Source organism: Geodermatophilus ruber, assembly GCF_900114385.1.
Classification (GTDB): Bacteria; Actinomycetota; Actinomycetes; order Mycobacteriales; family Geodermatophilaceae; genus Geodermatophilus; species Geodermatophilus ruber.
Genome location: NZ_FOSW01000005.1, coordinates 261,862 through 279,762, shown reverse-complemented (window position 1 = coordinate 279,762; position 17,901 = coordinate 261,862). Strand labels below are relative to the sequence as shown.

General features: G+C 73.9%; 21 protein-coding genes. 3 read left to right on the top strand and 18 right to left on the bottom strand.

Annotated features, from left to right (window positions below):
- Positions 1 to 55 precede the first annotated feature (55 nt).
- From BMZ50_RS10900 to era, 7 genes are all read right to left on the bottom strand, one after another.
- The gene (locus tag BMZ50_RS10900; RefSeq protein WP_091324118.1) at positions 56 to 514 is read right to left on the bottom strand and encodes an Rv0361 family membrane protein; all 459 of its coding nucleotides are present in this window, start codon (positions 512 to 514) and stop codon (positions 56 to 58) included.
- The gene (gene dusB, locus BMZ50_RS10895; protein ID WP_091324117.1) at positions 511 to 1,671 is read right to left on the bottom strand and encodes a tRNA dihydrouridine synthase DusB; all 1,161 of its coding nucleotides are present in this window, start codon (positions 1,669 to 1,671) and stop codon (positions 511 to 513) included. The genes BMZ50_RS10900 and dusB overlap by 4 nt, the downstream gene beginning before the upstream one ends.
- 86 nt (positions 1,672 to 1,757) lie before the next feature.
- Entirely contained in the window at positions 1,758 to 3,173 is a 1,416-nt protein-coding gene (locus BMZ50_RS10890; protein ID WP_091324116.1) for a glycine--tRNA ligase, read from the bottom strand.
- 143 nt (positions 3,174 to 3,316) lie between these two features.
- Positions 3,317 to 3,577, bottom strand: a complete 261-nt coding sequence (locus BMZ50_RS10885; RefSeq protein WP_245753549.1) for an antibiotic biosynthesis monooxygenase — start codon at positions 3,575 to 3,577, stop codon at positions 3,317 to 3,319.
- Positions 3,578 to 3,588: 11 nt separating this feature from the next.
- On the bottom strand, positions 3,589 to 4,353 hold the full coding sequence (locus BMZ50_RS10880) for an isoprenyl transferase (RefSeq protein ID WP_091324112.1): 765 nt from the start codon (positions 4,351 to 4,353) through the stop codon (positions 3,589 to 3,591).
- Positions 4,343 to 5,134: a DNA repair protein RecO gene (gene recO / locus BMZ50_RS10875; RefSeq protein WP_091324106.1), complete on the bottom strand. Its 792-nt coding sequence runs from the start codon at positions 5,132 to 5,134 to the stop codon at positions 4,343 to 4,345. The genes BMZ50_RS10880 and recO overlap by 11 nt, the downstream gene beginning before the upstream one ends.
- Complete coding sequence (gene era / locus BMZ50_RS10870) at positions 5,131 to 6,045, bottom strand: GTPase Era (protein WP_091324104.1); 915 nt, start codon at positions 6,043 to 6,045, stop codon at positions 5,131 to 5,133. Before era ends, recO begins: the two co-directional genes overlap by 4 nt.
- Positions 6,046 to 6,135: 90 nt before the next feature.
- On the opposite strand from era, the gene BMZ50_RS10865 reads away from it, so the two are divergent.
- Positions 6,136 to 6,735 carry a hypothetical protein gene (locus BMZ50_RS10865; RefSeq protein ID WP_091324102.1) on the top strand — a complete coding sequence of 200 codons (600 nt, stop codon included), beginning with the start codon at positions 6,136 to 6,138 and terminating at the stop codon, positions 6,733 to 6,735.
- Positions 6,736 to 6,768: 33 nt separating this feature from the next.
- On the opposite strand, the gene BMZ50_RS10860 is transcribed toward BMZ50_RS10865, so the two are convergent.
- The 9 genes from BMZ50_RS10860 to hrcA form a co-directional block, all read right to left on the bottom strand.
- Positions 6,769 to 7,101 carry a cytidine deaminase gene (locus tag BMZ50_RS10860; protein ID WP_091324100.1) on the bottom strand — a complete coding sequence of 111 codons (333 nt, stop codon included), beginning with the start codon at positions 7,099 to 7,101 and terminating at the stop codon, positions 6,769 to 6,771.
- An 86-nt stretch (positions 7,102 to 7,187) separates the two neighbouring features.
- Entirely contained in the window at positions 7,188 to 8,531 is a 1,344-nt protein-coding gene (locus tag BMZ50_RS10855) for a hemolysin family protein (RefSeq protein ID WP_091324098.1), read from the bottom strand.
- A complete protein-coding gene (gene ybeY, locus BMZ50_RS10850) occupies positions 8,531 to 9,031 on the bottom strand; it encodes an rRNA maturation RNase YbeY (protein ID WP_091324096.1) in 501 nt (166 codons plus the stop codon). Before ybeY ends, BMZ50_RS10855 begins: the two co-directional genes overlap by 1 nt.
- Before the next feature lie 2 nt (positions 9,032 to 9,033).
- Positions 9,034 to 10,068 carry a PhoH family protein gene (locus tag BMZ50_RS10845; RefSeq protein ID WP_245753548.1) on the bottom strand — a complete coding sequence of 345 codons (1,035 nt, stop codon included), beginning with the start codon at positions 10,066 to 10,068 and terminating at the stop codon, positions 9,034 to 9,036.
- A 210-nt stretch (positions 10,069 to 10,278) separates the two neighbouring features.
- The gene (locus BMZ50_RS10840; RefSeq protein WP_091324091.1) at positions 10,279 to 11,097 is read right to left on the bottom strand and encodes an enoyl-CoA hydratase/isomerase family protein; all 819 of its coding nucleotides are present in this window, start codon (positions 11,095 to 11,097) and stop codon (positions 10,279 to 10,281) included.
- Between the two features lie 107 nt (positions 11,098 to 11,204).
- Complete coding sequence (locus BMZ50_RS10835; protein WP_091324088.1) at positions 11,205 to 11,561, bottom strand: histidine triad nucleotide-binding protein; 357 nt, start codon at positions 11,559 to 11,561, stop codon at positions 11,205 to 11,207.
- Between the two features lie 44 nt (positions 11,562 to 11,605).
- On the bottom strand, positions 11,606 to 12,370 hold the full coding sequence (locus BMZ50_RS10830) for a 16S rRNA (uracil(1498)-N(3))-methyltransferase (protein ID WP_245753546.1): 765 nt from the start codon (positions 12,368 to 12,370) through the stop codon (positions 11,606 to 11,608).
- A complete protein-coding gene (dnaJ, locus tag BMZ50_RS10825) occupies positions 12,367 to 13,497 on the bottom strand; it encodes a molecular chaperone DnaJ (RefSeq protein WP_091324086.1) in 1,131 nt (376 codons plus the stop codon). Before dnaJ ends, BMZ50_RS10830 begins: the two co-directional genes overlap by 4 nt.
- Positions 13,498 to 13,512: 15 nt before the next feature.
- A complete protein-coding gene (gene hrcA, locus BMZ50_RS10820; RefSeq protein ID WP_091324083.1) occupies positions 13,513 to 14,535 on the bottom strand; it encodes a heat-inducible transcriptional repressor HrcA in 1,023 nt (340 codons plus the stop codon).
- A gap of 234 nt (positions 14,536 to 14,769) precedes the next feature.
- On the opposite strand from hrcA, the gene BMZ50_RS10815 reads away from it, so the two are divergent.
- Complete coding sequence (locus BMZ50_RS10815; protein WP_425432008.1) at positions 14,770 to 15,183, top strand: type II toxin-antitoxin system VapB family antitoxin; 414 nt, start codon at positions 14,770 to 14,772, stop codon at positions 15,181 to 15,183.
- 28 nt (positions 15,184 to 15,211) lie between these two features.
- On the opposite strand, the gene BMZ50_RS10810 is transcribed toward BMZ50_RS10815, so the two are convergent.
- Together BMZ50_RS10810 and hemW are read right to left on the bottom strand one after the other, a co-directional pair.
- Positions 15,212 to 15,541 carry a TraR/DksA family transcriptional regulator gene (locus BMZ50_RS10810; protein WP_091324081.1) on the bottom strand — a complete coding sequence of 110 codons (330 nt, stop codon included), beginning with the start codon at positions 15,539 to 15,541 and terminating at the stop codon, positions 15,212 to 15,214.
- A gap of 299 nt (positions 15,542 to 15,840) precedes the next feature.
- Positions 15,841 to 17,079 (bottom strand): radical SAM family heme chaperone HemW, encoded by a 1,239-nt coding sequence (gene hemW, locus BMZ50_RS10805; protein WP_091324078.1) that lies wholly within the window; start codon positions 17,077 to 17,079, stop codon positions 15,841 to 15,843.
- A gap of 49 nt (positions 17,080 to 17,128) precedes the next feature.
- Between hemW and BMZ50_RS10800 the strand changes: the two genes are divergently transcribed.
- A complete protein-coding gene (locus BMZ50_RS10800) occupies positions 17,129 to 17,899 on the top strand; it encodes an enoyl-CoA hydratase-related protein (protein WP_091324075.1) in 771 nt (256 codons plus the stop codon).
- Positions 17,900 to 17,901 lie beyond the last annotated feature (2 nt).

Genomic DNA, 17,901 nt, shown 5'->3' with positions numbered 1-17,901 from the left:
TGCGAGTCGATCTTGACGCAGGAGGCGCGGGGCCGCGAGCCGGAGGCGCCCCGGTTCAGCCGGCCGGGGAGACGCCGCAGACGCGCGGCCCGTCCTGGTTGACCACCGTGAACGTCGCGGTCGCCGTCGTGCCGCCGTCGGTCCAGCGCACCTCGACCAGCCGGGCGGGTGAGTCACCGCGCTCACCGGCCTCGATCCCGGCGATCTCGGCGGTGCCCGGCCGGGTGTACTCCGCGGCGATGGCGTCGGCGGCCAGCCGGGCACGCTCCTCCTGGCAGAGGAGCTGGTGCGCGGTCTCCCGGTCCCCCTGCGCCATCGCCTCGAGGAAGACGCCGGTGACCTCCCGCGCCTGCTCGTCGGGGCTGCCCTTGACCAGCGGCAGGGTCACCACCATGCCGACCCCGACGGCCACGGTGCCGCCGAGGAGCGCCAGCAGCAGCCCGTTCCGGCGGCGGGGGGTGCCGGTGTGCAGCGACGTGGGGCCCTCGTCGTAGAGGTAGGGACCGGTACTCATCCGCCGCTCACCATCAGCTCTGCCCCGGCCGGCGGCCGGGGGTCGTCGCGGTCGGCCAGCCAGCCCTCGGGCAGCGCCACCGGGCGCGGGGGGCTGGTGCGCCCGCGCGGCCCGCCCAGCACCGCGGTCGGGTACGGCTGGTCGGGGATGCCGGCCAGCAACCCGGCCAGCTCGTCGAGACCGCTCACCATCGCCAGTGCCCGCCGGACGTCGGAACCGACCGAGAAGCCCTTGAGGTACCAGGCGACGTGCTTTCGGAAGTCGGTGCACCCGTGCAGCTCGCCGTGCTCCTCGCTCAGCAGCTGCGCGTGCCGGTACATCACCGCGGCCACCTCGCGCAGGGTCGGCAGCGCGCGGCGCGACTCCCCCGCGAAGGCCGCGGCCAGGTCGCCGAACAGCCACGGCCGGCCCAGGCAGCCGCGCCCGATGACGACGCCCGCGCAGCCGGTCTCGGCGACCATGCGCAGCGCGTCGTCGGCCTCCCAGATGTCGCCGTTGCCGAGCACCGGGATGTCGACGGCCTCGACGAGCCGGGCGATGTGCGACCAGTCGGCGGTGCCGCTGTAGAGCTGGTCGGCGGTGCGCCCGTGCAGGGTGATCGCGGCGGCGCCCTCGTCCTGGGCGATCCGGCCGGCGTCGAGGTAGGTGACGTGCTCGGCGTCGATCCCCACCCGGGTCTTGACGGTGACCGGCACGTCCCCCGCCGCGCGGACGGCGGCCCGCACGATGTCGCGGAACAGCACCCGCCGCCAGGGCAGCGCCGAGCCCCCGCCCTTGCGGGTCACCTTGGGCACCGGGCAGCCGAAGTTCAGGTCGATGTGCGCCGGGCGGGTGCCGGCGACGCCCTCGTCGACCAGCATCTCCACGGCCCGGCCGACCGTGGCCGGGTCGACGCCGTAGAGCTGGACGGAGAACGCGTCCTTCTCGTCGGTCGTTGCCCGCACCATCTGCAGCGTCTTCTGGTTGCGCTCCACCAGCGCCCGCGTGGTGATCATCTCGCAGACGTAGAGGCCGGCGCCGAACTCCCGGCACAGCGTGCGGAACGCCGGGTTGGTGATGCCGGCCATCGGCGCGAGGACCACCGCGGGGTCGACGGCGAGCGCGCCGAGCTTCAACGGCGGCAGCGCCGTCGTCGTCGGCTCGGGCGTGCGGGTCACGGGATCCAGGGTAGGCGCTCGCCCACGACGGACTCTCCGCGCGGAAGGGCGGGAGGACCCCGGGACCTTCCGCGCGGAGAGTGCGGTCAGCAGACGGGGAGGCGGGCCTTCAGGTAGCCCTCGACCTGGTCGAGCCCGATCCGCTCCTGGCTCATCGAGTCGCGCTCGCGCACGGTCACCGCGTCGTCCTCGAGGGTGTCGAAGTCGACGGTCAGGCAGAACGGCGTCCCGATCTCGTCCTGGCGCCGGTACCGGCGGCCGATCGCGCCGGCGTCGTCGAAGTCGACGTTCCAGTTCTTCCGGAGATCGGCGGCCAGCTTGCGGGCCTTCGGCGAGAGGTCGGCGTTGCGCGACAGCGGCAGGACGGCGGCCTTGACCGGCGCCAGCCGCGGGTCCAGCCGCAGCACGGTGCGGGTGTCGACGCCGCCCTTCGCGTTGGGCGCCTGGTCCTCGGTGTAGGCCTCGACGAGGAAGGCCATCAGCGAGCGGGTGAGGCCGGCCGCGGGCTCGATGACGTACGGCGTCCACCGGGTGTTGGTGGCCTGGTCGAAGTAGGTGAGGTCCGCGCCGGAGTGCTCGGAGTGGGTCTTGAGGTCGAAGTCGGTGCGGTTGGCGATGCCCTCCAGCTCACCCCACTCCGAGCCCTGGAAGCCGAAGCGGTACTCGATGTCGACGGTGCGCGTCGAGTAGTGCGACAGCTTCTCCTTCGGGTGCTCGTAGTGCCGCAGGTTGTCCCGGGAGATACCCAGGTCGGTGTACCAGGCGGTGCGCTGGTCGATCCAGTACTGGTGCCACTCCTCGTCGGTGCCCGGCTCGACGAAGTACTCCATCTCCATCTGCTCGAACTCGCGGGTCCGGAAGATGAAGTTGCCCGGGGTGATCTCGTTGCGGAAGGACTTGCCGATCTGGCCGATGCCGAACGGCGGCTTCTTGCGCGCCGCGCCCATGACGTTGGCGAAGTTCACGAAGATGCCCTGCGCGGTCTCCGGGCGCAGGTAGTGCAGGCCGGACTCGTCCTCGACCGGGCCCAGGTAGGTCTTGAGCATCATGTTGAAGTCGCGCGGCTCGGTCCACGCGCCCTTGGTGCCGCAGTGCGGGCAGGAGATGTCGGCCAGGCCGTGCTCGGGTGCGTGGCCCTTCCTGGCCTCGTACTCCTCCTCCAGGTGGTCGGCCCGGAAGCGCTTGTGGCAGTTCTGGCACTCGGTGAGCGGGTCGGTGAAGACGCCGACGTGGCCGGAGGCCACCCAGGTCTGGCGGGGCAGGATCACCGAGGAGTCCAGGCCGACGACGTCGTCCCGGCTCTGGACGACGGTGCGCCACCACTGCCGCTTGATGTTCTCCTTGAGCTCGACGCCCAGGGGCCCGTAGTCCCAGGCGGAGCGGGTGCCGCCGTAGATCTCCCCGGACGGGAACACGAAGCCCCGTCGCTTGCAGAGGTTCACCACCTTCTCGAGGCGGGCGGGGTCGTGCGTGGTGGTGCTGGTGTTCTCGGGCGCTGCCACGGAGGCTCCATCCGGCTGGCGGTCGGCGGTTGACCTGTCCACGGTAGTTGGCCGTGTGCGACGACCGACGGGAGCCGGTCGGTCGAGGCGGCGGCCTGGTCCTGCCGGTGCTCACCAGGTGGGAGTTTCCGGCCGCGGGACCGCTACCCCGGCAGGTAGACGCCGGGCTCGTCGAGGGCGTGCACCCACACCGGCGCGCCGGCGATCTTCACCTCGGCGGCCGACAGCGCCCGGCGGTAGGCGCCGACGCCCTCCCAGCGGGTGACCAGCGCCCAGAGCGTCGGGTCGTCGGCCGACCGGCCGAACTCGCCGTCCCGGAACCCGGGCCGCACGGCGAGGGCGGCCAGCAGCGCCTCCACGCCGGCGGCCAGCGCGGCCGCGTCGTCGGCCCGCAGGCGGGTCACCGCGAACACGATCAGGCGCTGCCGAAGCGGCGCTGCCGCGAGGCGTACTCCTCGCAGGCCGCCCACAGGTGCCGGCGGTCGAAGTCCGGCCAGAGGGTGTCGAGGAAGACGAACTCGGCGTAGGCCGACTGCCACAGCAGGAAGTTGCTGGTCCGGTTCTCCCCCGAGCTGCGCACGAACAGGTCGACGTCGGGCATGTCCGGCTCGTCCAGGAAGCGGGCGACGGTCGCTTCGTCGATCTTGTCCGGGTTCAGCCGGCCGGCGGCGGCCTCGCGGGCGATCGCGGCGGCGGCGTCGGCGATCTCGGCGCGCCCGCCGTAGTTGACGCACATGGTCAGCGTGAGGACGTCGTTGTCCTTGGTGAGCTCCTCGGCGATCTCGAGCTCCTTGATCACGCTGCGCCACAGCCGCGGCCGGCGGCCCGCCCAGCGCACCCGCACCCCGAGCTGGTGCATCTCGTCGCGCCGGCGGCGGATCACGTCGCGGTTGAAGCCCATGAGGAAGCGGACCTCCTCGGGGCTGCGCCGCCAGTTCTCGGTCGAGAACGCGTACGCGCTGATGCCCGTGATGCCGAGCTCGATGGCGCCCTCGACGCAGTCGAACAGCGATGCCTCCCCCGCCTCGTGCCCGGCCGTGCGGGGTAGCCCCCGCTGCTTCGCCCAGCGGCCGTTGCCGTCCATCACGATCGCCACGTGGCCGGGGATCTTGTCGGCCGGGAGCTCCGGCGGCCGGGCGCCCGAGGGGTGCGGGTTCGGGGCCTTGACCTCACGCCTCACGCAGCAGGCTCACTTCCGGTCGGGGTGTCGCAGGATCGGAGCGGTCCACCAGCGGCAGCGAACGCAGCCCGCGCTCGAGGTGCCACTGCAGCAGCGCGGCCACCAGCCCGCTGCCCTCCCGCCGGTTGCTGCCCTGGCTGACCTCGGCCCGGTCCCAGTCGCCGGTGAGCAGGGCGTCGAGCAGCTCGATGGTGGCCGGGTTCGGCATGGCCGAACCGGTGGGCCGGCAGGGCGGGCAGACCATCCCGCCGGCCGGCACCGAGAAGTGCCGGTGCGGGCCCTGCTCGCCGCAGCGTGCGCAGCCGGACAGCGCCGGCTCCCACCCGGCCACCGACATGGCCCGCAGCAGGAAGGCGTCCAGCACCAGCCCCGCCGGGTGGGTCCGCTCCGCGAGGGCGCGCAGCGCCCCGATGACGAGCAGGAACAGCCGCAGCGAGGGTTCCTTGTCCTCGGCGGTGAGCCGGTCGGCGGTCTCCAGCACCGCGGTGCCGGCGGTGTAGGCCGGGTAGTCGCCGGCGATCGGCTGACCGTAGGAGCGGATGGACTCCGCCTGGTTGACGATGTCGAGGTTGCGGCCTGTGTAGAACTGCAGGTCGACGTGGCTGAACGGCTCCAGCCGGGCGCCGAACTTGCTCTTGGTGCGGCGCACGCCCTTGGCGACCGCGCGCACCTTGCCGTGCCGGCGGGTGAGGACGCTGACGATCCGGTCGGCCTCGCCGAGCTTCTGGGTCCGCAGGACGACCCCCTCGTCGCGGTAGAGGGACTTGGGGGTGGTACTCAATAGCCCAGCCTGTTCAGCTTCTTCGGGTCGTCCTGCCACTCCCCGAGCACGGTCACGTGCAGGTCCAGGTGCACCCGGGCGCCGAGCAGCTCCTCCATGCCGACCCGCGCCTCGGAGCCGATCTGCTTGATGATCGAGCCGCCCTTCCCCAGCAGCATCGGCTTCTGGCTGGGCCGCTCGACGTGCAGGCTGGCGTGCACCGTGACGAGCTCGCCGTCCGAGTTCTTCGGATCGGGCCGGCGGATCATCTCCTCCACCGTGACGGCGAGGGAGTGCGGCACCTCCTGGCGGACCTTCTCCAGCGCCGCCTCGCGGATCAGCTCGGCGATCTGCCTCTCGGTGTCCTCGTCGGTGGTCTGCTCCTCCGGGTACATCCGCGGCCCCTCGGGGAGCAGTCCGATGAGCAGGTCCTCGAGCAGCTCCACCTGGTCGCCGGCGACCGCGCTCACCGGCACCACCTCGGCGGCCTCGACCAGCTGGCTGGCGGCCACGAGCTGCTCGGCGATCTGCTTCTTGCTCGCCGCGTCGGTCTTGGTGACGACGACGACCACCGGCGCCTTCACCTCGCGCAGCTGGCGGGCGATGAACTTGTCGCCGGTGCCGACCGGCTGGTCGGCCGGCACGCAGAAGACGATCACGTCGACGTCGGCGAGGGTGTCGCGGACGACGTCGTTGAGCCGCTGCCCCAGCAGGCTCTTGGGCTTGTGCAGGCCCGGGGTGTCGACGAGCACCAGCTGCCCGCCGGGCCGCGAGACGACGCCGCGGATGGCGTGCCGGGTCGTCTGCGGGCGGTTGCTGACGATGCCGACCTTCTCGCCGACCAACGCGTTGGTGAGCGTGGTCTTGCCGGCGTTGGGGCGGCCCACCAGGCAGGCGAAGCCGCTGCGGTAGGGCTGGTCCGGCGAGGTCACGCCTCCAGTCTCCCACCGCGCTCCGACACCTCCGTCACGTACGGACGGTCATCGCGAAAACCGTCCGCCGGGGGTTGAGAGGATGCCGGTGTGGCTGGGCGGAAGCGGCGGGAGCAGAGCGAGTCCCTGGCGGTGCGGGCGGCCAGGGAGCGGGAACGGCACGTGGCCCAGGTGACCGCGTACGGGTTCTTCCCCGCCCGGGGCCCGCGCCGGTCGGCCACCGTCACGCCGGCGCCGCTGCACTACTGGCAGTACAACCCGGCGCGGACGTGGCTGGTCGTCGCCGCGGTGCTCTTCGTCGCCGGCTGGCTGGCCCTGTTCGCCTGGGCCGGCGGGTCCACCGCGGTCGTCGACGAGGTGCCGCTCGCGGTCACGCTCGGCGTCGCCGTGCTGGTCCTGTCGACCGGCCGGCTCACCGTGTCCGACTCGGGGCTGTCCTTCGACATCGCCGGCCTGCGGCGCACCTCGTCCCTGCACGTCGTCGCCGGGAGCCTGGTGCGCGAGGTGCGCCGCGGCGCCCCGCCTGCCGGCTGGCCGAAGACCCGGCGCCGCGGCGGCTGGTGGCCGGGGCGGACGAAGGTCGCCGTCCGGCACCTGGCCGCCGACGGCGGCGAGGAGCGCGCGTTCACCGTCTGGGTGCGCGAGCCGGCGGCCTTCGCCGGGGCCCTGGGCCACGACCTGGCGCGGTGATCCTCGCCGGAACCTCCCGGCACCCGGTCGCGCTCAGGCGGTGACGTGCACCGTCCCGTCGGGACCGGCGAGGAACACCGGCGCGGACGGCGTGAGGTCGTGCACCGCGGCCAGCCCGGCCGCCTCGACGGTGTCGGCGGCCGAGACGATCGCGGCGGCCTCCAGGCCCACCACGCCGCTGGAGGCGGCGGCCGCCACGGCCGCCTGCAGCGCGGACAGCTGCAACGAGGGCAGGTCGACCGACGCGGCCAGGTAGGTGCGGCCGTCGGTGTCGCGCACGGCGGCTCCCTCGGGCGCACCGGTGCGGCCGCGGGCGGAACGGGCGAGGGTCACGAGCTTGGCGTCCTCGGCGGCGAGATCAGGCACAGAGTCATCTTTGCCGATCAAAGGGCGGCCCTCCTGCAGGGGCCCGCCGCGAGCGTGCGAGCGGTGGGGGGCAGGAGGGTCCTTCTTCAGCCCTCGACGGTGGCGTGCTCGTCCGACCGGGTGGCCCCGGACTCGGCAGGCTCGTCCACGGGCTCCGGCGCGGCCACCCGGCAGACCAGGATGGTGTCGATCCGGTTGCGCCGGCCCCCGGTGCTCTCGGCGACGAGCTTCAGCCCGGCCACCTCCGCCGCGGACCCCTCGATCGGTACCCGCCCCAGCTCGCGGGCGAGGAGGCCGCCGACGGTCTCGACGTCGTCGTCGAGGGGCAGCTCGACGTCGAACAGCGAGGCCAGGTCCTCCACCGGCAGCCGGGCGGTGATCCGCACCGCCCCGTCCGGCAGCTGCTCGACCGGCGGCCGCTGGAAGCCGTCGTGCTCGTCGGCGATCTCCCCGACGATCTCCTCGAGGATGTCCTCGATCGTCACCAGCCCGGCGAAACCGCCGTACTCGTCGACCACGATCGCGATGTGGATCCGCTGGGCCTGCATGTCGCGCAGCAGCTCGTCGACCGGCTTGGACTCCGGCACGAACGTCGGCGGCCGCATGACCTCCTCGACCCGCGGCCCGTTCTTGGGGTCGTGGACACCCTGCGCCCGGCGGATGAGGTCCTTGAGGTAGACCACCCCGACGACGTCGTCGACGTTCTCCCCGATGACCGGGACGCGGCTGAAGCCGCTGCGCATGGCCAGGGCGAGGGCCTGCGGGACGGTCTTGCTGCGCTCGATCCAGACGACGTCGGTGCGCGGCACCATGACCTCGCGGGCGATCGTGTCGCCGAGCTCGAACACCGAGTGGATCATGTTCCGCTCGCCGGACTCGACGACGCCGCGCTCCTCGGCCATGTCGACCAGCTCGCGCAGCTCCACCTCCGAGGAGAAGGGGCCGTCGCGGAAGCCCCGGCCGGGGGTGAGCGCGTTGCCGACGAGGATCAGCAGCGTGGCCACCGGCCCGAGCACCCTGCCCAGCAGCCGCATCAGCCCGGCGGTCGCCAGCGCCACCCCGTAGGCGTGCTGGCGGCCGAGGGTGCGCGGCCCGACGCCGATGATCACGTAGCTGACCACGGTCATCACGCCGGCCGAGGCCAGCACGGCCTGCACGGTGCTGTCCCACAGGTCGAAGAAGAAGAGGGTGACCAGCACCGCGGCCAGCATCTCGAGCAGGATCCGCAGCAGGAGCAGGAGGGCCACGTGCCGGGCCCGGTCGGCGATGACGTCGGCCAGCACGCCGGCCCGCTTGACCCCGTCGCGGCGCAGCTCGTCGACCCGCGCCTTGGACACCCGCTGCAGCGCGGCGTCCATGGCGGCGAAGAGCCCGGCCAGCGGGATCAGGCAGACGGCGATCACCAGCAGCGTGATCGCACCGGAGGTCATCAGGCTTCAGGCCCCCGGTCGACGGCCGCGCCGGTCATCGGGGCGCGCGGCGCCGAGCGCCAGCCCTCGAGCAGCGAGGACTGCAGGCCGAACATCTCCTTCTCCTCCTCGGGCTCCATGTGGTCGTAGCCCAGCAGGTGGAGCACGCCGTGCGTGGCGAGCAGGAGCAGCTCGTCGTCCATCGAGTGACCCGCCGCGCGGGCCTGCTTGACGGCGACCGAGGGGCACAGCACGACGTCCCCGAGCAGCGCCGGCCCGGGGTCGGGCTCGTCGGGGCGGCCGGTGTCCAGCTCGTCCATGGGGAAGGCCAGGACGTCGGTCGGCCCCTTCTCCCCCATCCAGCGTTCGTGCAGCGTGCTCATGTAGTCCGGGTCGACGCACAGCACCGACAGCTCGGCCATCGGGTTCACGCCCATCTCGGCCAGCACGTAGGTGCAGATCGCGGCGAGCGAGGACTCGTCCACGGCGATCTCGGACTCGTTGGCGACATCGACGGGCATGCTCAGCTCCCCTGCCGGCGCGGCCGCGACCCGCGCACCGGGGCCTGCGCCGCGGAGGCCGGCCCGGCCTTCGCCCGGGAGGCGTCCCAACGCTCGTAGGCGTCGACGATGTCGCCGACGAGGCGGTGACGGACGACGTCAGCGCTGGTCAGGTTCGAGAAGTGGACGTCGTCGATGCCGTCGAGGATGTCGCGGACGATCCGCAACCCGCTCTGCGCGCCGCCGGGCAGGTCGACCTGGGTGACGTCGCCGGTGACCACGATCTTGGAGCCGAAGCCGAGCCGGGTGAGGAACATCTTCATCTGCTCGGCGGTGGTGTTCTGCGCCTCATCGAGGATGACGAACGCGTCGTTGAGCGTGCGGCCGCGCATGTAGGCCAGCGGGGCCACCTCGATCGTGCCGGCGGCCATCAGCCGCGGGATCGACTCCGGGTCGACCATGTCGTGCAGCGCGTCGTACAGCGGCCGCAGGTACGGGTCGATCTTCTCCGACAGCGTGCCGGGCAGGAAACCGAGACGCTCGCCGGCCTCGACCGCCGGGCGGGTGAGGATGATCCGGTTGACCTGCTTGGTCTGCAGCGCCTGCACGGCCTTGGCCATGGCCAGGTAGGTCTTCCCGGTCCCGGCCGGCCCGATGCCGAAGACGATCGTGTGCGCGTCGATGGCGTCGACGTAGCGCTTCTGGTTCAGCGTCTTGGGCCGGATGGTGCGCCCGCGGCGGCTGAGGATGTCCAGGCTGAGGACGTCGGCCGGCCGCTCGGCACCGCCGGCGCGCAGCATGCCGATGACCCGGCGGACCGAGTCCGGCCGCAGCGCCTGGCCGGTGCCCAGCAGCGCGATGAGCTCGTCGAAGACCGCGACGGCGAAGGCGTTGTCGGCGGGCTGGCCGGTGACGGCGATCTCGTTGCCCCGGACGTGGACGTCGGTGTCGACCTCGTTCTCGACCAGCCGGAGCAGCTCGTCGCCGGAGCCGAGCAGGGCGACCATCGAGACGGAGTCGGGGACGGTGATGGTGGTCCGGACCGGTGCGGGGGCCACGTCCCGCAGGTCGGCGGACGATGCGGAGGTGGCGGCCGCCTGGGCAGACGCCTCACGGGCCGTAGGGGTGGCCACCATGGGGACGTTCGGGGAGGTGTCGGGCAAGAACCCTCGACCCTGCCTTCCTGCTGTGGCTGTGCTCCGGATGCACAGCGGACGGGTCGAGGATACCCGCGTCGGCCACGGGGAACCCCGGTTCGAGCGGGCAGCTCACCGTCCCGAGTAGGTGGCCTTCCCCGGCCCGTCGGCGAGGAAGGACCGCACCGCCCCCCGCAGGTCGTCGGTGCCGAACAGCGCGCCGGACACCTCGGGCACCAGGTCGTCGGCGGCCCGCGCCCCCTGCCGGACGGCGACGTCGACCAGCCGCTTGGTGGCGGCGTGGGCCACCGTCGGCCCGGCGGCGACCCGGTGGGCGTAGGCACGGGCGGCCCCGGCGAAGCCGTCGTCGGGGAGCACCCGGTTGACCACGTCCCACCGCTCCAGCACCGCGGCGGGGTAGCGCTCGCCGGTGAAGATCAGCTCCTTGGCCCGCGCCGGGCCGGCCCGTTCGGCCAGCCGCTGCGGCCCGCCCATCGAGGGGGTGAGCCCCACGACGATCTCGACCAGCCCGAACGACGCGCGCTCGGCGGCCAGCAGGACGTCGCAGGCCAGCGCCAGCTCGAAGGCGGCGGTGAGGGTGAGCCCGTGCGCGGCGAAGACGGTCGGCACCGGCAGGTCCTCGACCATCCGCGTCACCCGCAGCAGGCGCCGCCACAGCGCGGCGCCGCGCTCGACCGGCTCCGGGCCCTCGGCGATGTCGCGGAAGACGGTCACGTCGACCCCGCCGGAGACGACCCTGCCGCGCGCCTCCACCAGGACCGCCCGGGCGCGGCCGGGATCGGCCGGGTCGGTGAGCCCGACCAGCTCGACGACCGCCGCCTCGAGCGCGTCGAACATCGGCGCGTCGAAGAGGTTCAGCGGCGGGTTGTCGAGGACGACGACGGCGACGTCGCCGTCCCGCTCGACGCGGACGGGCGCGGTGTCGGTCATGCCTCACCCTCTCCGAGCGGGGCGGAAATGGCCATCACCGTCCCCTCGAGCGGCCTTCGTGGCCACGAAGGCCGCTCGCGGCGGTCGAGTTCCCCCCGGGGGGTGGCTCAGCCCGGCGGCCAGGTCATCCGCCGGCCGCCGAGGACGTGCAGGTGCACGTGGTCGACCGACTGCCCCGCCTGCGGGCCGGTGTTGGTGACCAGCCGGTACCCGGGGTCGGAGCCGTCGGTGACCAGGCCCTCCTGCTGCGCGACCGCGTGCGCGGCGTCCACGAGCTCCGCGAGCAGGCCGGGGTCCGCCGCGGCCAGTGCGGCGACGTTGCGGTGGTGCTCCCTGGGGATCACCAGGACGTGCGTCGGGGCCTGCGGGTCGATGTCCCGGAAGGCCAGCGTCCGGTCGGTCTCGCGCACGGCGTCGGCGGGGATCTCACCGGCGACGATGCGGCAGAACAGGCAGTCGTCCACGCCGCGACCCTAGGGGGCGGCGCGCCGGGGCGCGGACCGGCCCGCTACGCCCAGCGGGTGCGGACCGACAGGGCGGCCAGGGCGGCCGCCCCGGCGGTGGAGGTGCGCAGCACCTCCGGTCCCAGCCGCACCGCCCGGGCGCCGGCGGCGCTGAGGGCGACGACCTCGCCGTCACTCAGCCCGCCCTCGGGGCCCACGATGACCGCGACGGCGCCCTCCGCCGGCAGGTCGACGCGCGCCAGCGGGTGGCGCGCCTGCTCGTGCAGGACCAGGGCCAGGTCGACCTCGGCCAGCGCTCCGCACACCTGGCGGGTGGTCATCGGCTCGGTGACCTCGGGAACGCGCGGACGGCGGGACTGCTTGCTGGCCGTCCGGGCCGCGGCCCGCCACTTGGCGACGCCCTTGGCCGCGCGGTCCTCGCGCCAGCGGGTGACGCAGCGCGACGCCGCCCACGGCACGATCCGATCGACGCCGAGCTCGGTGGCCAGCTCGACCGCCAGCGGGCCGCGCTCGCCCTTCGGCAGCGCCTGCACGAGGACCAGCTCGAGCGCCGGCGGCGGCACCTCGTGCCGGGCCCGGGCCCGCACGCGCAGTCCCTCGGGACCGGCGGCGAGCACCTCCCCCTCGACGACGACGCCGCGCCCGTCGCCCACGCGCACCCGCTCGCCCTGCGTCAGCCGCAGGACGTCGACCGCGTGCCGCCCCTCGGCGCCGTCGACGAGCAGCTCGCCGGCCTCGGGCAGCTCGTCGAGCAGGAACAGCGGCGCGCCGTCGAGCTCGGGCATCCGGTCGTCGGACGCCACGCTCACTTGAACACGTCCCGGACCCGGGAGAACAGCCCGCCCTGCCCGTCGGAGGAGGCGGCCGGGCGGTCCTCGCCGCGCAGCACCGCCAGCTCGCGCAGCAGCTTCTCCTGCTCGGCGTCCAGCCGGGTCGGCGTCTCCACCTCGACGTGCACCACCAGGTTGCCCCGGCCGGTGGCCCGCAGCCGCGGCGCCCCCTTGGCGCGGAGGGTGAGCACGCTGCCGGACTGGGTGCCCGGCCGGACGTCGAGCTCCTCCTGGCCGTCCAGCGTCTCCAGGGTGAGGCTGGTGCCCAGGGCCGCGGCGGTCATCGGCAGGGTGACCCGGCAGTGCAGGTCCTCGCCGTCCCGGGTGAACACCGGGTGCGGGTGCTCGACGATCTCCACGTACAGATCGCCGGCCGGACCGCCGCCGGGGCCCACCTCGCCGTGGCCGGTCAGCCGGATCCGCATGCCGTCCTCGACACCGGCCGGCACCTTGACCTGGATGGTGCGCCGGGCGCGCACCCGCCCGTCGCCCCCGCACTTCGGGCACGGCTGAGGGATGACCTGGCCGACGCCGGCGCAGGTCGGGCAGGTGCGGCTGGAGACGACCTGGCCGAGGAAGGAGCGCTGCACGCTCTGCACCTCGCCGCGGCCGGCGCAGGTGGTGCAGGTGGTCGGGTGGGTGCCCGGCGCGGTCCCGGCCCCGGTGCAGGCGTCACAGAGCACCGCGGTGTCGACGGTGATGTCCTTGGTGGTGCCGAACACCGTCTCGTCGAGGCCGAGCTCGATGCGGATCAGCGCATCCCCGCCGGCGCGGACGCGGCTGCGCGGGCCGCGCGAGGTGCCCCCGCCGCCGAAGAAGGCGTCCATGATGTCGCCGAGACCGCCGAAGCCGGCGCCGGAGAACGGGCCCGGGCCGGCGCCGGCGCCGTTGTCGAACGGGTCACCGCCGAGATCGACGATCCGCCGCTTCTCCGGGTCGGTCAGCGCCTGGTAGGCGCGGTTGACCTCCTGGAAGCGCTCCTTGGCCCCCGGGTCGGGGTTGACGTCGGGATGCAGGTCCCGGGCCAACCGCCGGTAGGCCTTCTTGATCTCGGCGTCGGTGGCCCCGCGGGAGAGCCCCAGCACGCCGTAGTAGTCGGTTGCCATCGAGAATTCTCAGCCTCAGCTCTCGGCCAGGATCTGGCCGACGTAGCGGGCCACGGCGCGGACCGCGGCCATGTTCGTTGGGTAGTCCATGCGAGTCGGTCCTACGATGCCCAGCCCCCCGAGGGCACGGTCGGCCGAGCCGTAGCCGACGGAGACCACGGACGCCCCGGTGAGCGCCTCGTGCGCGTTCTCCTCGCCGATGCGGACCAGCACCGCACCGCCGGCGTCGACCTCTCCGATCAACCGCAGCACCACGACCTGTTCTTCCAAGGCCTCCAGCAGCGCGCGCAGGCCGCCGGGCGAGCCCATCGCCTCGCGGGCCAGATTGGCGGTGCCGCCGACGACCAGCCGGTCCTCGCCCGGCTCCACCAGGGTCTCGACGAGGGCGGCGCTCATCGCCGCGACCAGCGGCCGCAGGGACGGCGCGGCGGTCTCCAGCAGCTCGGGCACCTTGCCGCCGGCGTCGGCGAGCTTGGCCCCGGCGAACGCGGAGTTCAGCAGCGCTCGCAGGTCGGCCACGTCGTCGAGGTCGATGTCGAGCGGGCAGTCGACCAGCCGTTGCTCGACCCGCCCGGTGTCGGTGATCAGGATCAGCAGCAGCCGGGAGCTGGACACCTGCACCACCTCGAGGTGGCGGACCGCGCTGCGCGACAGCGTCGGGTACTGCACGACGGCGACCTGGTGGGTCAGCTGGGCCAGCAGCCGCACCGTCCGGTTGAGGACGTCGTGCAGGTCCAGGGCGCCGTCGAGGAACCGCTCGATGGCCCGCCGCTCGGCGGCCGAGAGCGGCTTGACCGCCGACAGCCGGTCGACGAAGAGCCGGTACCCCTTGTCGGTGGGCACCCGGCCGGCACTGGTGTGCGGCTGGGTGATGTACCCCTGCTCCTCGAGCACCGCCATGTCATTGCGGATGGTCGCCGGTGAGACACCGAGGTCGTGGCGCTCGGCCAGGGCCTTGCTGCCCACCGGATCGTTGGTCGAGACGAAGTCCTGGACGATCGCGCGCAGGACCTGCAGGCGGCGTTCGTCGTGCGCCACGGTGACACCTCCCCGTACCGGTCGACACGTCGTGCGGCACCCCCGCGGGTGCGCGGCCGCGGCCGGCGCTCCCCCCGGCACCGCGCACGACGCCTGGCACTCGCACGGACAGAGTGCCAATTGAGAAGCATACGTCCGAGTGCCGCGACCGTGGCGCGGCTCGCGGCCGTGGAACCACCCACATCGACCGCGGGCGGCGACGCCGGCAGGACACGGCCGATAGGGTGGGCGACGGTGGGTGCCCCGTGGGGCAGGAGAGCGGAGGTCGATCCCCTGATCTTCAAAGCGGTACGCGACGGGCGCCCCTACCCCGACCACGGTCTGTCCACGCGGGACTGGGCGATGATCCCGCCCCGGCAGATCCGGCTCGACACGCTGACCACCACCAAGCGCGAGCTGGCGCTGGACGCGCTGCTCGCCGACGACTCCACCTTCTACGGGGACCTGTTCCCGCATGCGGTGCAGTGGCACGGCGAGCTCTACCTGGAGGACGGCCTGCACCGGGCCCTGCGCGCGGCGCTGCAGCAGCGCAACGTCATCCACGTGCGGGTGCTCGATCTCGACGCGCTCATGCCGGTGGAGACACCCAGCCCCTCCACCGCGGCGATCCCGGCCCAGCCGCCGGTGCCCCACCCGCGGCGGGACTGACCTCGGGGGGCGGCTCGGCGCGGCGAGGTCAGTGCCGGGGTTGGCAGCGCACGCAACAGGTGACGAAAGGCCGCAGCTCCAGCCGCTCCTCGGGGATCTCGGTGCCGCAGTCCATGCAGTACCCGTAGGTACCCGCGGTGATCCGGGCCAGCGCGGCGTCGATGTCCTGGATGGTCCGCTGCAGGCTGGCGGCGCGGCTGACCGCGACGTCGTCGGGCAGCGACTGCACCGTGTCGGCCAGCGCGAGCTCGCGGTCCCGGACGCACTCGGCGCGCTGGCTCTCCAGCCGCGCTCGGAAGTGCTCCCACCGGCCCCCGCCGGACAGCGGGGCATGGGCGTCGATGCTGCTGGTGGTCATTTGTTCTCCTCGTGCGTGCAACGCAGGGAACGCGGTCACGAGAGCGGTGGCGCGTCGGCGTGGGAAGGTGCGCAACTCCGGGGAACGGAGTCAGGAGAACTGCCGGCCGCGGGCCCGCCGGTTCATGGCGAGGGCGCAGCAGGCGGCCGGATCGCGGCGCCGGCCCGGCGGCGGGTGTGGACCGGGCAGGCGCCCAACAGCCTGGCGGGGCACGGGCATGTCCATCGCTGACCACCCCCTGGACCGGTCCGGCGCCGTTGCCGGAACGGGCACCATAACCTGCTGCGGGCGGCTGCGGACTAGTCCGTGAGGTCGCGGACCACGGCATCGGCGAGCAGCCGTCCGCCGTCGGTGAGGACGGCCCGGCCGGCCGCGTGGGCGGCCGGGTCCAGCAGGCCGCGGGCAGCGGCGTCGGCGGCGCGGGCGCGGCCGGTCGGCGAGAGCGCGGTGAGCGGCAGCCCCTCCCGCAGCCGGATGCCGAGCATGATCGTCTCCAGCGCGCGGTCGGCGGCGCCCAGCAGCTCGGAGTCCTGCGCCGGGCTCTCCCCGCGCAGCAGCCGGTCGGCGTAGGCCGCCGGGTGCTTGACGTTCCACCAGCGCAGCCCGCCGACGTGGCTGTGCGCGCCCGGGCCGACGCCCCACCAGTTGGCGTTGGCCCAGTACAGCTCGTTGTGCCGGCAGCGGGCCGCGTCGCCGGTGGCCCAGTTGGAGACCTCGTACCAGTCGAAGCCGGCACCGCGGAGGGTCGCGTCGGCCTGCTCGTAGCGGTCGGCCAGGACGTCGTCGTCGGGCATCGGGAGCTCGCCCCGGGCGATCCGGCGGGCCAGCCGGGTGCCCTCCTCGACGATGAGCGCGTAGGCGCTGACGTGGTCGACCGGCGCGGCGAGGACGGCATCCAGCGATGCGGCCCAGTCGGCCTGCGTCTCCCCCGGCGTCCCGTAGATGAGGTCGAGGTTGACGTGCGCGAAGCCGGCGGCCCGCGCCTCGCGCGCCGCCTCGACGGCCCGACCGGGGGTGTGCCGGCGGTCCAGGACGGCGAGCACGTGCTCGGCGGCGGACTGCATGCCCAGGCTCACCCGGGTGAACCCGGCCGCCCGCAGCCGTTCGAGCGACGCCGGGGTCACCGTCTCCGGGTTGGCCTCGGTGGTGACCTCCACGTCGTCGGCCACCGGGAACAGCTCGCGGACCGCGGCGAGGACGGCGGCGAGGTCCTCGGCGGGCAGCAGCGTGGGCGTGCCGCCGCCGACGAACACCGTGGAGACGGTCGGGAGGTCGGGGCCGAGGGTCCGCGCGGCGCGGTGCAGCTCGGCGATCGCGGTGCCGGCGTACTGGGCCCGGCTGGCCCCCGGCCCGAGCTCGTCGGAGGTGTAGGTGTTGAAGTCGCAGTAGCCGCAGCGGGTCGCGCAGAAGGGCACGTGCACGTAGAGCCCGAACGGGGTGGCGCGCAGGCCCTCGCGGGCGCTGCCGGGGAGCTCGAAGGGCGCCGGGGCCGGATCCCGGGCCGGGCCGGCCGGCAGCAGGGGCAGGACGGTGTTCATCTGCTCCCAGTGTGCCGCGCGCCCGCCACCGCCCGGCAGGATGCCCGGCGTGACTTCTGACCGGGTACTGCAGGTCTCGGTGTCGCGCGGGGTCGCGACGCTGACGCTGGACTCCCCCTCGAACCGCAACGCCCTCTCCCGTGCCATGCGGGCGCAGCTGCGCTCCGCGCTGGCCGACGCGCTGGACGACGAGGACGTGCGGGTGATCGTGCTGGACCACACCGGGCGGGTCTTCTGCTCGGGGATGGACCTCTCCGAGGCCACCGGCGGGGCGGCGGAGGACCAGGGGGTGCACGAGTTCCCGGAGATCCTGGAGACCGTCTGGCGCTCGCCCAAGCCGGTGCTCGGGGTCGTGCGGGGCCCGGCACGGGCCGGCGGGGTCGGCCTGCTGGCCGCCTGTGACGTGGTCGTCGCCGGCGGCTCGGCCACCTTCGCCTTCTCCGAGGTGCGCCTGGGCATCGTGCCCGCGGTGATCTCCGCCGTCGTCCTGCCGCGGATGCTGCCGCACGTCGCGCACCGGCTGCTGCTGACCGGCGAGGTGTTCGACGCGGCCGCCGCGGCGGCCGGCGGGCTCGTCGACGTCTGCGTGCCCGACGACGCGGTCGACGCCGCCGTCGCGGCGCAGGTCACCGCGCTGGCCGCGGGGGCGCCCGCCGCGCTGGCCGAGACCAAGCGGCTGCTGCGTGCCGGCGGGCTGCGCGGGTCCTTCGACGAGCTGCTGGAGCTCTCCGCCCGCTTCTTCGCCAGCGAGGAGGGGCAGGAGGGGATCGCCGCCTTCCGGGAGAAGCGCCCCGCCCGCTGGGTGCCGGCCGCTGACTGACC

What these genes read in the sequence shown, in the direction of transcription:
- BMZ50_RS10900 (WP_091324118.1), bottom strand. Translation starts at nt 514, where the DNA reads ATGAGTACCGGTCCCTACCTCTACGACGAGGGCCCCACGTCGCTGCAC.
- BMZ50_RS10855 (WP_091324098.1), bottom strand. Translation starts at nt 8,531, where the DNA reads ATGACCTCCGGTGCGATCACGCTGCTGGTGATCGCCGTCTGCCTGATC.
- ybeY (WP_091324096.1), bottom strand. Translation starts at nt 9,031, where the DNA reads ATGCCCGTCGATGTCGCCAACGAGTCCGAGATCGCCGTGGACGAGTCC.
- BMZ50_RS10840 (WP_091324091.1), bottom strand. Translation starts at nt 11,097, where the DNA reads ATGACCGACACCGCGCCCGTCCGCGTCGAGCGGGACGGCGACGTCGCC.
- dnaJ (WP_091324086.1), bottom strand. Translation starts at nt 13,497, where the DNA reads ATGGCAACCGACTACTACGGCGTGCTGGGGCTCTCCCGCGGGGCCACC.
- BMZ50_RS10810 (WP_091324081.1), bottom strand. Translation starts at nt 15,541, where the DNA reads ATGACCACCAGCAGCATCGACGCCCATGCCCCGCTGTCCGGCGGGGGC.
- hemW (WP_091324078.1), bottom strand. Translation starts at nt 17,079, where the DNA reads ATGAACACCGTCCTGCCCCTGCTGCCGGCCGGCCCGGCCCGGGATCCG.